This is a genomic window from Streptomyces sp. NBC_01264 (assembly GCF_026340675.1).
Lineage (GTDB): Bacteria > Actinomycetota > Actinomycetes > Streptomycetales > Streptomycetaceae > Streptomyces.
This window is the reverse complement of the sequence record NZ_JAPEOX010000001.1, coordinates 6,226,970-6,239,927: the sequence shown is the minus strand read 5'-3', so window position 1 is coordinate 6,239,927 and position 12,958 is coordinate 6,226,970. Positions and strand designations below refer to the sequence as shown.

The following is a 12,958-nucleotide window of genomic DNA, read 5'->3' as shown; positions in this document are numbered from 1 at the left end:
GCCCTTCCTCAGCGCAGCTTCGGGTCGAGGGCGTCGCGCACCGCGTCGCCGACCATGATGAACGCGAGCACGGTGATGCTCAGCGCGGCGGCCGGGAACAGGAGCACGTGCGGAGCCTGGAGCCAGCGGACGGAGGCGTCGCTGACCATCAGACCCCAGGAGATCTCCGGGGGCTGGACACCGATGCCGAGGTAGGACAGCGCGGACTCGGCTCCGATGTACACACCGAGGCTGATCGCACCGATGACGATGACCGGGGCGACGGCGTTCGGGAGGATGTGCCGGAGCGTGATGCGCAGGCTGCCGGCGCCGAGGGCGCGCGCCGCCATCACGTAGTCGTTGTTCTTGTTCTGCAGCACCGAGGACCGCATGATGCGGAAGATCTGCGGCCAGCCGAGGCTCGCCATCACGACGGACACGGTCCAGGCGTTGCCCTTGCCCAGGCCCGACATGATCAGCATGCCGCCGAGGAGCAGCGGGATGGCGAAGAAGATCTCGGTGAAGCGCGACAGGAGGCTGTCCACGATGCCGCCGATCCAGCCGGCCACCAGGCCGAGGAGGCCTCCGACGACGAGGACGAGCGTGGTGGTGACGATGCCGACGATCACGGAGTTCCGGGTGGCCCACACCGTACGGGTGTAGATGTCACAGCCCTGGATGTCGTACCCGAACCAGTGGCCGGAGCTGGGCCGCTTCAGGGAGTCCTGCAGGATGCACGCGTCGTTCGCGAAGGGGCTGCCGGCAGTGAACCACTGCGGCACGGCGGCGAGCACGAGCAGGCACAGCACGAGGAAGGCGCCGATCAGGAACACCGGGTTGCGGCGCAGATCGCCGAGGGCGTCCGACCAGAGACTGGCGACGCGCTCCTTCTTCTTGCCCTGCTGGTCGTCCGGCGCACCGGTGGTCGTGGGGGCACCGGCGGTCTGAGTGTCGGTCATCTCGTCCCCCACCGTAGTTGTGTCACGCATAGCGGATCCTCGGGTCGAGCACGGCGTAGAGAAGGTCCACGACGAGGTTGGCCACCACGTAGACCAGGACGAGGAGGGTCACCACTCCCACCAGGACCGTGCCCTGCTGAAGGTGAATCGACTGGGCGATCAGGCCACCGATGCCGTGGATGTTGAAGATGCGCTCGGTGATGACCGCACCGCCCATCAGGGATCCCAGGTCCGCACCGAGGAAGGTGACGATCGGGATCAGGGCGTTGCGCAGCGCGTGGTTGACGACGACACGGCGACGGGGAAGACCCTTCGCGGTCGCGGTACGCACGTAGTCGGCGCGCATCGTCTCCATCAGGCTGGTACGGGTCAGTCGGGCCACGTACGCGAGGGAGGTGGAGGCCAGGATGAAGGCCGGCAGCAGGTACGCGCGCAGGCCGTCCGCCTCGTTGAAGGAGACGGGGAAGAAGTCGATCCCCCAGTTGTTCTTCAACTCGACGCCGAGGGTCAGCTGAAGCACGAAACCGGTGACGAAGACCGGGATGGAGATGACCATCAGCGTGCTGATCAGGACCAGCTGGTCGAGGAACTTGCCGCGGCGCAGGGCGGCCATGATGCCGGCGAGGACGCCGACAACGGCCTCGATGGCGAAGGCGACCAGCGCGAGGTTCAGGGTGTAGGGGAACGCCTCGGAGATGAGGTCGATGACCTGGCGGCCGTTGAACGTCTCGCCGAAGTCGCCCTGGAACACATTGGTGATGTAGTTCCAGTACTGCGCCAGGAACGGGTCGTTCAGGTGGTACTTCTCGCGCAGCATGGCTGCGACGAGCGGGTCTGCCCGCTTCTCACCGGCCAGGGCCTGGATCGGGTCGCCCGGCAGCCAGAAGGTCAGTACGTAGATCAGGAAAGTGGCACCGAGCAGTACAGGGATCGCCTGTATGAGTCGGCGGATGAGGTAGCGGCCCATCAGACCTCCAACGGAAGAACAGGGGATAGGGCGGGCAGACGGAAACCTGATTCCGTCTGCCCGCCCCCGGTGTCCCCTTGGTGAAGAGCGGTGTTAGTTGAGCTCGACCTTGGCCAGGTCCATGCGGCCCTGGGCGTCGATCTCGACGTTCTTCACGGTCTTGGAGTAGGCCGAAGAAGACATGTAGGTGAAGACCGGGATGTACGGCAGGTCCTTGATGATGATGTCATCGGCCTGCTGGTACAGCTTGAGGCCCTCGGCCGGGTCCGTCGCCTTGTCGGCGTTGGCCATGAGGGTCTCGAACTCCTCGTTGACGTAGCCGCCGTAGTTGGAGCCGTTCTCGATCGCGACCTTCGAGAAGATCGGACGGAGGTAGTTCTCGGCCGCCGGGTAGTCCATGGACCACGCCATGCGGAAGGCGCCCTTGTACTTCTTGTCGCCGAGGTCGGTCAGCAGGTCGCCGAACTTGGCGAACGGCTTCGCGGTGACCTCGAGGCCGAGGTTCGCCTTCAGCTGGTTCGCGACGGCCTCGATCCACTCCTTGTGGCCGCCGTCGGCGTTGTAGCCGAGCTCCAGCTTGTTTCCGGGGATGCCGCCGGCCTGGGCGAAGAGCTCCTTGGCCTTGGTCGGGTTGTACGTGCCGGCCTCGCCCAGGGCGCCCTTGCGGTAGCCCGGGATGATGGGGCTGATGAAGTCATCGGCCGGCTTGCGGGTGCCGTTGAAGATGGTCTTCGCGATGGCCTCCCGGTCGATCGACATGGAGATGGCCTTGCGGATCTCCACCTTGCCGAACGCCTCGGGGTTGGTGGCCAGCGGGAGACCGACGTAACCGACGGCCGACTCGGGCTTGTAGATGTAGCGGTCGCCGAACTCCTGGGCGACGGAGGCCATCGCCGAGACGGGGAGCTTGTCGACGATCTGGAGGGTGTCGGCGCGAAGGTCGTTGTACGCCGTGTCCAGGTTGTCGTAGATCTTGAAGGTGACGCCGTCGAGCTTGGCGCGACCCTCGGCCGGGTAAGCGTCGAAGCGCTTGACCTTGATCTGCTTGTTGTGGTCCCAGACACCGTCCATCTGGAAGGCGCCGTTGCCGATGGGGGCCTCGCCGAACTTCTTCGGGTCGGCCTCGAAGGCCTTCGGCAGCGGGTAGAAGGCGTTGTAGCCCAGCATCGTCTTGAACTGGGAGAACGGAGCCTTCAGCGAGACGGTGAAGGTCTTCTCGTCGACGACCTTCAGGCCCTTGAGCTCGGTGGCGGTGGGCGTCTTGTCCTTGCCCGGCGCCAGCTCCTCGGAGCCCTCGATCTTGTCGAAGAAGGGCAGCGACTCGGCGGCGTTGGTCTGGTTGGCACCCCAGTTCCAGGCGCGGACGAACGACTGCGCGTCGACCTTCTCGCCGTTGTGGAAGGTGTAGCCGTCCTTGAGCTTGATCGTCCAGAGCTTCGAGTCCGTGGTCTCGATGGACTGGGCGACCGCGAGCTTGGGCTCGTTGGTCTTGTTGTCGTACTCGACCAGGCCGGTGAAGAGGGCGTTGAGCACCTCGGCACCTTCGGACTCGGCGGTGTTCTGACCCACCAGACCGTGCTGCGGCTCGCCGAGCACCACGGTGATGTTGCCGCCGGTCTTGCCGCCGGCGGACTTGGAATCGCTGCTGGTGCTGCAAGCCGTCGCGGCCATCGCCACGATGACGGCACCCGCGACCCACTTGGCGCTCGTTGCTCCGCGCATGGGTAATTGCCTCCTCAGGCGTCACTGTCGATACATGAGGGCACCGGTCGCGCTGACACCCCTGACAGCGGCATCCGGACCCCTCGGCGTGATGCTCGTGAGTCGACGCTCCCCACAGCGTGTGACCCATTGACCCGAGCTCAATGGAGCCATCCTCAGGGACGCCTTGACCGTAAACCACACTTAAGTGGTCTCGTTTTCACAACATCGCACTACGGCTAAAACCCGAAATCCGGACAAACGGATAGGAGACAGACATGAACGAAACGGACGGTTAGCTCTTCTTCCGGAGTGTCACGGTCGGTATGCGGACACCGGATCGAAACAATCCGCTTGACAAATGTGAACAGCCCCCTTCGTCACGGTGTGCGTGACGAAGGGGGCTGTTCACAAAGGCCCGTTCGGCAGGACCCAGGTGTGACCTAGGTCCTACGCGACTACTTGCCGGACTTGGCGCGCGACGCGGAGCGCGAGCGGTCCTTCTGGTCCAGGACGACCTTGCGGATGCGGACGGCCTCCGGGGTCACCTCGACGCATTCGTCGTCGCGGCAGAACTCCAGGGACTGCTCCAGGGAGAGCCTGCGCGGGGGCACCACGTTCTCGGTGTTGTCCGCCGAAGCCGCACGCATGTTGGTGAGCTTCTTCTCCTTGGTGATGTTCACGTCCATGTCGTCGGCGCGGGAGTTCTCGCCGACGATCATGCCCTCGTACACCTCGGTGCCGGGCTCGGTGAACAGGACACCGCGCTCCTGCAGGTTGATCATCGCGAACGGCGTCACCGAACCGGAGCGGTCGGCGACCAGCGAACCGTTGTTACGGGTCACCAGCTGGCCGAACCACGGCTCCAGGCCCTCGTGGATCGAGTGGGCGATGCCGGTGCCGCGCGTACCGGTCAGGAACTCGGTACGGAAGCCGATGAGGCCGCGCGACGGGACGACGAACTCCATGCGGACCCAGCCGGAGCCGTGGTTCGACATGTTGTCCATGCGGCCCTTGCGGACGCCCATGAGCTGCGTGACCGCGCCCATGTGCTCCTCGGGGACGTCGACCGTCATGCGCTCGACCGGCTCGTGCACCTTGCCGTCGACGATCTGCGTGACGACCTGCGGCTTGCCGATGGTCAGCTCGAAGCCCTCGCGGCGCATCTGCTCGACCAGGATGGCGAGCGCGAGCTCACCACGGCCCTGGACCTCCCAGGCGTCGGGACGCTCGGTGTCGAGGACGCGGAGCGAGACGTTACCGACCAGCTCGCGGTCCAGACGGTCCTTGACCTGGCGGGCGGTGACCTTGCGGTCCTTGACCGCGGACTTGGCGTCCGCGCCCTTGCCGCTGCCGCCGCGGCCGACCATCGGGGAGGTGTTCGTACCGATGGTCATGGAGATCGCCGGCTCGTCGACCGAGATCAGCGGGAGCGCGATCGGGTTCTCCGGGTCGGCCAGGGTCTCGCCGATCATGATGTCGGGGAAACCGGCCACCGCGCAGATGTCACCCGGGCCCGCCACCTCGGCCGGCTTGCGGGTGAGCGCCTCGGTCATCATCAGCTCGGTGATGCGGACGTTGGAGATGGTGCCGTCACGCTTGATCCACGCGACGGTCTGGCCCTTGCGGAGCTCGCCCTGCTCGACGCGCACCAGCGCGATGCGGCCGAGGAAGTTGTCCGCGTCCAGGTTGGTGACGTGGGCCTGGAGGGGGGCCTCCTCGTCGTACACCGGGGCCGGGACGTGGGCCAGGATGGTGGAGAAGAAGGGCTCCAGGCTGTCGCTGTCCGCGGGGACGGTCCCGTCCTCCGGCTTGGTCAGCGAGGCCACGCCGTCACGGCCACAGGCGTAGACGATCGGGAACTCGATCTGGTCCTCGTCGGCGTCCAGGTCGAGGAAGAGGTCGTACGTCTCGTTGACGACCTCGTCGATCCGGGAGTCCGGGCGGTCCGTCTTGTTGATGCAGAGGATGACCGGCATCTTCGCCTGCAGGGCCTTGCGCAGGACGAAGCGGGTCTGGGGCAGGGGACCCTCGGAGGCGTCCACCAGCAGGACGACGGCGTCCACCATCGACAGACCGCGCTCGACCTCACCACCGAAGTCGGCGTGGCCGGGGGTGTCGATGATGTTGATCGTGATCGGGGCCGACCCGTCCTTCGGGTGGTACTTCACCGCCGTGTTCTTGGCGAGGATCGTGATGCCCTTCTCACGCTCCAGGTCGTTCGAGTCCATCATGCGGTCGTCGAGGTGCTGGTGGGCGGCGAAGGCACCGGCCTGCTTGAGCATGGCATCGACGATGGTCGTCTTGCCATGGTCGACGTGGGCGACGATGGCGACGTTACGGATGTCGTGGCGCGTGGGCACTTCGGCGCTTCTCCCGGGATCGTGGATGGCGACGCGTACGGTCCGGCACGCGCGCCTCGACCGGGCGGAAAACCTGCCACGGCCTTACCCCATCGTACGTCGGTTGGCGGGAACTGCCTGCCGGGGGGTCTGTCAAGAGGCCGGACGACTGAGCACGACCGAGTCCTGGGTGGGGGAACTCCGGTGAGGGTGGATCCGGTAAACACGCGGGTCAACGGGTGTCTACGACCTTGCCCGCCGGGTGATCCGGCGGGCAAGGGACTTGAGTCACATCTGAGCTTGAGACCTTCGAATCAACCCCGGATGCACCTGTTCGTCATCACTTCTTCGCGTCGCTTCCCCGCGTCGCCCCTTCTACTTCTTCGCGTTCTTGGCCTTGGCCGCGGGCTCCGGCTTCTTCCAGCCGATGTCCTGGTAGCGCGGAGCTCCGAGGCCGAAGGCGCCCGCGTTGGTGAGGCCCGGCTTCACGGCCACCAGCTCGGGGCGCTGGTAGAGCGGGATGGACCCGGCCGTCGCCCAGATCCGGGCGTCGGCCTTGCGCATCAGGTCGCGGGAGGCGGCCTCGTCCAGCTCGCCGAGCGCCTGGTCGAAGAGCTGGTCGATGTGGTCGGTGCCGACCCGGGTGTAGTTCTGTTCGACCAGGAGCGAGCCGTCGGCGGCCGGCTCCGGCTTGGCGAAGATGGGCCGGGCGTCGGTCGCCGGGTAGGCCGTCGCGGGCCACGAGTAGAGCGCCAGGTCGTACTGGCCCGAGGCGATGTGGTCCTTGAAGAAGCTCTCGTCGGCCACCTTGGTCAGCTCGGTCTGCACGCCGACGTGTCGGAGCATCTGCGCGATCCGCTCGCCGACCGTGCGCAGCGCCTCCGAGCCGGGACCGGCCGGCAGGACGAAGCGCAGGGCGAGCGGCTTGCCGTCCTTGGCGAGCATGTTGCCGGAGGTGCGTACGGCCTGCTTGGCGGGGGCCGGGGCGGGGCTCGCCTTGGCCGGGTCCGCCGGTTCGGCGGCGGTCTCCGCGTCGAGGGCCGGGCTGCGCTTGCCGTCGTCCACGGCGTCGGCCTGGGCCTCGGCCTGGGTGCGCAGGTGCTGCTCCTGGAGGGCCGCGAACGGGCCCGGGGCGAGCACCGGGGAGGGGTGGTCCTGCCCGCCGCGCCCGCTCTCGGCGAAGGCGTCCGCGTCGACGATCTCGCCGTCGGAGGCGGGGTGGCGGTACTCGCCTTCGGGGAGGCCCGGGCCCGCCGGGTCCCCGGGGCGCCCGTCGCCGTTGCGCTCGTCGTCCTGGCCGACGATGTAGAGGCCGTCGTTCCCGGTGCCCGGGCCCGCGGCGGCCGGGACGGCGGGGGTCTTGGAGTCGTCCGTCCCCTTCTCGGCCTCCGAGCCGGCCTTCGCACCGGCCGGCTCGGTGATCTTGCCGCCCCGGCGCCAGCCGGCGTCCGCGAGCAGGGCCTGCGAGGCCTGGGTGTCCTGGCCGCCGAGGGCGTCGCTGTTGTCTGCGTACGCCTGCTGCCCGGCCAGCGCGAGGTGGCTGCCCACCGGCTTCGCGGGCAGGCCGAGCGGCTTGAGGACGATGTCGGCGAGCGCCTGGCGGTCCAGGGCGCGGGCCACGGCGCGGCGCACCCGCTCGTCGGCGAGGGGGCCGCTCGCCCCGTTCATGGCGAGCTGGGTGTAGGCGGGCTCCAGGGACTTGCGGACGGTGAAGCCGCGCAGGGCGCTCTGCTCCTCGGCGTACCGCTTCACCGACTCCGCTTGCTTCTGGCGGGTGGCCTGCGCCTCCTTGGCCTTGTCCTCGTCCAGTCCGAAGGCCAGCGCCCACGAGAGGGTGGCCTGCGCGGCCGTCACGGAGGCGGCCGGGCCGTGGGACCCGTCGGCCTTGGCGGCGTCGCGGCGGGCCAGGGCGATCCGGTCGGCCCCGGTGCGGTCGATCTCCGCCAGGTCGAGCTTGCCGGCGGCCAGCGCGGCCGGGCGCTCCGATCGGGGCACCGCGGTGAGGACCAGGGTGTCGAGCTTGGCGGGGCTGCCCCACCAGCGCGGGTTGCGGGTCAGCGAGGCCGTACCGGTCTTCTTGTCGACGGCGCCCAGTCCGAAGGGCCCTGCGGTGACCTTCAGGGCGCCCCGGGCCCCCTCGTTGAAGGTCTCCGGGGTGCCGGTGACCTGCTTGGGGTAAAGGGGGCTGAAGAGGGAGCGCCAGTCGGCGTACGGCCGGACGAAGGTGACCTTGACCTCCAGGTCCGTCTTGCCGCGCTCGATCTTCTCGATCCGGTCGTATCCGGCGTTGCGCGCCGTCCAGTACGCGGAGTCCTTGCCGTTCAGGGCCCGCCACTGGGAGACGAAGTCGGCGGCGCCGATCTCGCGGCCGTCGCTCCAGACCGCCTGCTGGTTGAGCTTGTACAGGACGACCTGCTTGGGCTCCCGCTCGACGACCTCGGCCTTCTCCAGGTAGTCGGGGTTGGCCACCGGCCGCCCCTTGCCGTCCAGCACGAACAGCTGGGGCAGTACCGCCCCGGCGATCCGGTGGGTGGTGGCGTCCGCATCCGCCTGGAAGACGTTGAGGGTGCCCGGCATGGAGTCCACGGCCCACCGCAGCACCCCGCCGTCGCGGACCTTGTCGCGGGTGGTGGCCGCGATGTCCTGCCCGGCGGCGGCCGGGCCGCCCTCGTCTTCACCCGCGCCGCAGCCCGCGAGCAGCGGCAGTGCAAGAACTCCCGAGGTCAGGAGCGCCAAGGACCTGCGCCTTCTCTGGGACATGGGTGGTACCTCCGGGACGGGGCGTGGGGGGAGCCGTGAAAGCGGATGTTTTGATCACGTTCGGCGGTATATGGAGCTGATCACACTGGGTGCCGAAACCCACTGAAATCGACACCCCGCCACACCCGCCGCAGCAGACCCTCGCCACGCCGCGAACCCCACCCGTGCGGACCAATCCGGCTTGCTTTCCGGACGGGCTTTCCCCCGTAAGAGGGACGAAAATGGGGTCGGGAGGGGCGCACGATTCGCGCCTGCGCGCCCGCAATCGCTGCACGTCCCTTCACAACCGGGGACGGGAGGCGCGACACTCGCAGGCGCACATGAGCGTTGCCACCGCACGCAAGCGGAAGTGAGGGCAAGTCATGTCCCTGCAAGACGATTTGACCGCCGTACGGCGCAACCTGAACGAGCTGGTCCGCTCGGTGGAGCAGCTGGAGAGGGACGTCAAGAACACAGCGCGGCAGGCGCCGGCCGCCTCCAGGGGCGCCGGCGAGAGCGCGATGGTCAGCGTTCCGGACACCCCGTACGACAGCACCCTGTGGACGGACGCCGACGACGAAGGCCTCGGCGCCCGCGATCGCCGCGCCCCCTGATCCACCCCTCCCGCACACCCCATACCGACCCCACCTGACCCGGTCACCCGCAGCAACGGCGGCCGGGTCCCGGGGCACCCCTCATCACTCCACCCGGAGTCCCTCTTGGCCACAGGCACCCAACCATCCCCACAGCGGCCCGGCGGCGTCCACGACGCCCCGCGGGCCGCGATCGCGGCCCGGCACCTGCGGACCGACCGGTGGTGGCTCTCCCCCGCCGGTACCGCGGCCGGGCTGCTCGCCTTCATCGTCTACTCGACCTGGCGGGCCTTCGCCAACGCCGACTACTACGCGGCGCCGTACGTCTCGCCCTTCTACTCCCCGTGCCTCGCGGAGAACTGCCAGGAGATGCGCGGCGGCCCGAACCTGGACCTCTTCGGCAGCTGGTGGGGCCTGTCCCCCGCGCTGCTGATCCTGGTCTTCCCGCTCGGCTTCCGGCTGACCTGCTACTACTACCGCAAGGCCTACTACCGGGGCTTCTGGGCCTCGCCGCCCGCCTGCGCGGTCGCCGAGCCGCACGCCTCGTACAGCGGTGAGACCCGCTTCCCGCTGATCTTCCAGAACATGCACCGGTACTTCTTCTACGCGGCGGTCCCGGTCGCGGGCATCCTCACGTACGACACCGTGCTGACCTTCCGAAACGAGCAGTACGAGTGGGGCCACGTGGGTCTCGGAACGCTGCTGTTCGTCGTCAACATCGCGCTGATCTGGGCCTACACACTGTCCTGCCACTCCTGCCGGCACATCATGGGCGGCCGCCTGAAGCACTTCTCCAAGCACCCGGTGCGCTACCGCCTGTGGGGCTGGATCAGCCGCCTCAACACCCGACACATGCAGCTGGCGTGGGCCTCCCTGATCAGCGTCGCCGCGTGCGACTTCTACGTGTACCTGGTGGCCAGCGGCGCCTTCTCCGACCCGAGGATCTTCTAGTGACCCAAGTGGAACGGCAGCAGTGGGACGTGGTCGTCGTCGGGGCCGGCGGCGCCGGGCTGCGGGCCGCGATCGAGGCGCGCGAGCGGGGCGCCCGTACGGCCGTGATCTGCAAATCCCTCTTCGGCAAGGCCCACACCGTCATGGCGGAGGGCGGCATCGCCGCCTCCATGGGCAACGTCAACGAGGGCGACAACTGGCAGGTGCACTTCCGCGACACGATGCGCGGCGGCAAGTTCCTGAACCAGTGGCGGATGGCGGAGCTGCACGCCAAGGAGGCCCCCGACCGGGTCTGGGAGCTGGAGACCTGGGGCGCGCTCTTCGACCGCACGCCCGACGGGAAGATCTCGCAGCGCAACTTCGGCGGGCACGAGTACCCGCGGCTCGCACACGTCGGCGACCGGACCGGGCTGGAGCTGATCCGCACCCTCCAGCAGAAGATCGTCCAGCTCCAGCAGGAGGACTTCAAGGAGTACGGGGACTACGAGGCCCGGCTCAAGGTCTTCCAGGAGTGCACGGTCACCAGGATCCTGAAAGACGGAGAGCGGGTCTCCGGGACCTTCTGCTACGAGCGCGAGACCGGGCGGTTCTTCGTCCTGGAGGCCCCCGCGGTGGTGCTGGCCACGGGCGGGATCGGGAAGTCCTTCAAGACCACGTCCAACTCGTGGGAGTACACGGGCGACGGCCACGCGCTGGCGCTGCTCGCCGGGGCGCCGCTGCTGAACATGGAGTTCGTGCAGTTCCACCCGACCGGCATGGTCTGGCCGCCCTCGGTGAAGGGGATCCTCGTCACCGAGTCGGTGCGCGGCGACGGCGGGGTGCTGCGCAACAGCGAGGGCAAGCGGTTCATGTTCGACTACATCCCGGACGTGTTCAAGGAGAAGTACGCGCAGTCCGAGGAGGAGGGCGACCGCTGGTACGAGGACCCGGACCACAACCGGCGCCCGCCCGAGCTGCTCCCCCGCGACGAGGTGGCCCGCGCCATCAACTCCGAGGTCAAGGCCGGGCGCGGCTCCCCGCACGGCGGGGTGTTCCTCGACGTGTCCACCCGGATGCCGGCCGAGAGGATCAAGCGGCGGCTCCCGTCGATGTACCACCAGTTCAAGGAGCTGGCGGACGTGGACATCACCGCCGAGCCGATGGAGGTCGGCCCGACCTGCCACTACGTGATGGGCGGCATCGCGGTCGAGTCCGACACGGCCGCCACCCTCGGGGTGCCGGGCCTGTTCGCCGCCGGTGAGGTCGCGGGCGGGATGCACGGCTCGAACCGGCTCGGCGGGAACTCCCTGTCCGACCTGCTGGTCTTCGGCCGCCGGGCCGGGCTGCACGCCGCCGAGTACGCGGCCCGGGACGCCCCGGCCGTCGGCGGGCGGCCCGAGGTGTCCCAGGCGCAGATCGACGCGGCGGCCGCGGAGGCCCTGGCCCCGTTCCACGCCGCCGAGGGCGCGGAGAACCCGTACACCCTCCACCAGGAACTCCAGACGGCGATGAACGACCTCGTCGGGATCATCCGCCGGGAGGGCGAGATGGCCCAGGCCCTGGAGAAGCTCGCGGCCCTGCGCGTACGGGCCTCCCGGGCCGGGGTCGAGGGGCACCGGCAGTTCAACCCGGGCTGGCACCTGGCCCTGGACCTGCGCAACATGCTGCTGGTCAGCGAGTGCGTGGCCCGCGCGGCCCTGGAGCGCACCGAGAGCCGGGGCGGGCACACCCGCGAGGACTGCCCGGCGATGGAGCGGTCCTGGCGGCCGGTGAACCTGCTGTGCCGGCCCGTCACCGTGCCCGACGGAAACCTGGCCCCCTCGGACCCGGCCGCGGACCGGATCGAGCTGACCCGGGTGCGCACCGACCCCATCCGATCCGACCTGCTCGCGCTCTTCGAGAAGGAAGAGCTGGTCAAGTACCTCGCCGAAGAGGAGCTGTACGAGTGAGTACCTACGATGCCGCGTTCCGGATCTGGCGGGGCGACGCGGAGGGCGGTGAGCTGCGCGACTTCACCGTGGAGGTGCACGACGGGGAGGTGGTCCTGGACATCGTCCACCGGCTGCAGGCCACCCAGGCGTCCGACCTCGCGGTGCGCTGGAACTGCAAGGCGGGCAAGTGCGGTTCGTGCAGTGCGGAGGTCAACGGGCGGCCGCGGCTGATGTGCATGACGCGGATGTCGACCTTCTCCCGCGAGGAGACGATCACCGTGACCCCGCTGCGGGCCTTCCCGGTCGTCCGCGACCTGGTGACCGACGTGTCCTTCAACTACCAGAAGGCGCGCGAGGTGCCCGCCTTCGTGCCGCCCGCCGGGGTGGCCCCGGGCGAGTACCGGATGCAGCAGATCGACGTGGAGCGCTCGCAGGAGTTCAGGAAGTGCATCGAGTGCTTCCTGTGCCAGGACACCTGTCACGTGGTGCGCGACCATGAGGAGAACAAGGCGGCCTTCGCCGGTCCGCGCTTCCTGATGCGGGTGGCGGAGCTGGACATGCACCCGCTGGACGCGGCGGCCGAGGCGGGCCTGGACCGCAAGCGCACGGCGCAGGACGAGCACGGGCTCGGCTACTGCAACATCACCAAGTGCTGCACGGAGGTCTGCCCCGAGGGGATCAAGATCACCGACAACGCCCTGATCCCGCTGAAGGAGCGGGCCGTGGACCGCAAGTACGACCCGCTGGTGTGGCTGGGGAACAAGATCGGTCGCCGCTCCGGCCAATAGCCGCCCCCAATCGTTCACTTGGCAGGACA

Annotated in this window: 9 protein-coding genes; 4 read left to right on the top strand and 5 right to left on the bottom strand. The window is 68.6% G+C overall.

Annotated elements, in window-relative coordinates:
• Positions 1-8: 8 nt before the first annotated feature.
• The 5 genes from OG435_RS29305 to OG435_RS29285 all read right to left on the bottom strand — a co-directional run bounded on the left by OG435_RS29305 (position 9) and on the right by OG435_RS29285 (position 8,708).
• Positions 9-968 (bottom strand): ABC transporter permease, encoded by a 960-nt coding sequence (locus tag OG435_RS29305; protein WP_266880932.1) that lies wholly within the window; start codon positions 966-968, stop codon positions 9-11.
• Complete coding sequence (locus OG435_RS29300) at positions 961-1,905, bottom strand: ABC transporter permease (protein WP_266880931.1); 945 nt, start codon at positions 1,903-1,905, stop codon at positions 961-963. The genes OG435_RS29305 and OG435_RS29300 overlap by 8 nt, the downstream gene beginning before the upstream one ends.
• Positions 1,906-1,998: 93 nt before the next feature.
• Positions 1,999-3,627 (bottom strand): peptide ABC transporter substrate-binding protein, encoded by a 1,629-nt coding sequence (locus OG435_RS29295; RefSeq protein WP_266880930.1) that lies wholly within the window; start codon positions 3,625-3,627, stop codon positions 1,999-2,001.
• A 437-nt stretch (positions 3,628-4,064) separates the two neighbouring features.
• Entirely contained in the window at positions 4,065-5,969 is a 1,905-nt protein-coding gene (gene typA / locus OG435_RS29290; protein ID WP_266880929.1) for a translational GTPase TypA, read from the bottom strand.
• A 354-nt stretch (positions 5,970-6,323) separates the two neighbouring features.
• Positions 6,324-8,708 (bottom strand): ABC transporter family substrate-binding protein, encoded by a 2,385-nt coding sequence (locus OG435_RS29285; protein ID WP_266880928.1) that lies wholly within the window; start codon positions 8,706-8,708, stop codon positions 6,324-6,326.
• A gap of 362 nt (positions 8,709-9,070) precedes the next feature.
• Between OG435_RS29285 and OG435_RS29280 the strand changes: the two genes are divergently transcribed.
• From OG435_RS29280 to OG435_RS29265, 4 genes are all read left to right on the top strand, one after another.
• Complete coding sequence (locus OG435_RS29280; protein WP_266880927.1) at positions 9,071-9,301, top strand: hypothetical protein; 231 nt, start codon at positions 9,071-9,073, stop codon at positions 9,299-9,301.
• Positions 9,302-9,406: 105 nt separating this feature from the next.
• Positions 9,407-10,231 carry a hypothetical protein gene (locus OG435_RS29275; protein ID WP_266880926.1) on the top strand — a complete coding sequence of 275 codons (825 nt, stop codon included), beginning with the start codon at positions 9,407-9,409 and terminating at the stop codon, positions 10,229-10,231.
• Positions 10,231-12,159, top strand: a complete 1,929-nt coding sequence (locus tag OG435_RS29270; RefSeq protein WP_266880925.1) for a fumarate reductase/succinate dehydrogenase flavoprotein subunit — start codon at positions 10,231-10,233, stop codon at positions 12,157-12,159. Before OG435_RS29275 ends, OG435_RS29270 begins: the two co-directional genes overlap by 1 nt.
• A complete protein-coding gene (locus OG435_RS29265) occupies positions 12,156-12,929 on the top strand; it encodes a succinate dehydrogenase/fumarate reductase iron-sulfur subunit (protein ID WP_266880924.1) in 774 nt (257 codons plus the stop codon). Before OG435_RS29270 ends, OG435_RS29265 begins: the two co-directional genes overlap by 4 nt.
• Positions 12,930-12,958 lie beyond the last annotated feature (29 nt).

What these genes read in the sequence shown, in the direction of transcription:
- OG435_RS29305 (WP_266880932.1), bottom strand. Translation starts at nt 968, where the DNA reads ATGCGTGACACAACTACGGTGGGGGACGAGATGACCGACACTCAGACC.
- OG435_RS29300 (WP_266880931.1), bottom strand. Translation starts at nt 1,905, where the DNA reads ATGGGCCGCTACCTCATCCGCCGACTCATACAGGCGATCCCTGTACTG.
- OG435_RS29295 (WP_266880930.1), bottom strand. Translation starts at nt 3,627, where the DNA reads ATGCGCGGAGCAACGAGCGCCAAGTGGGTCGCGGGTGCCGTCATCGTG.
- OG435_RS29285 (WP_266880928.1), bottom strand. Translation starts at nt 8,708, where the DNA reads ATGTCCCAGAGAAGGCGCAGGTCCTTGGCGCTCCTGACCTCGGGAGTT.
- OG435_RS29280 (WP_266880927.1), top strand. Translation starts at nt 9,071, where the DNA reads ATGTCCCTGCAAGACGATTTGACCGCCGTACGGCGCAACCTGAACGAG.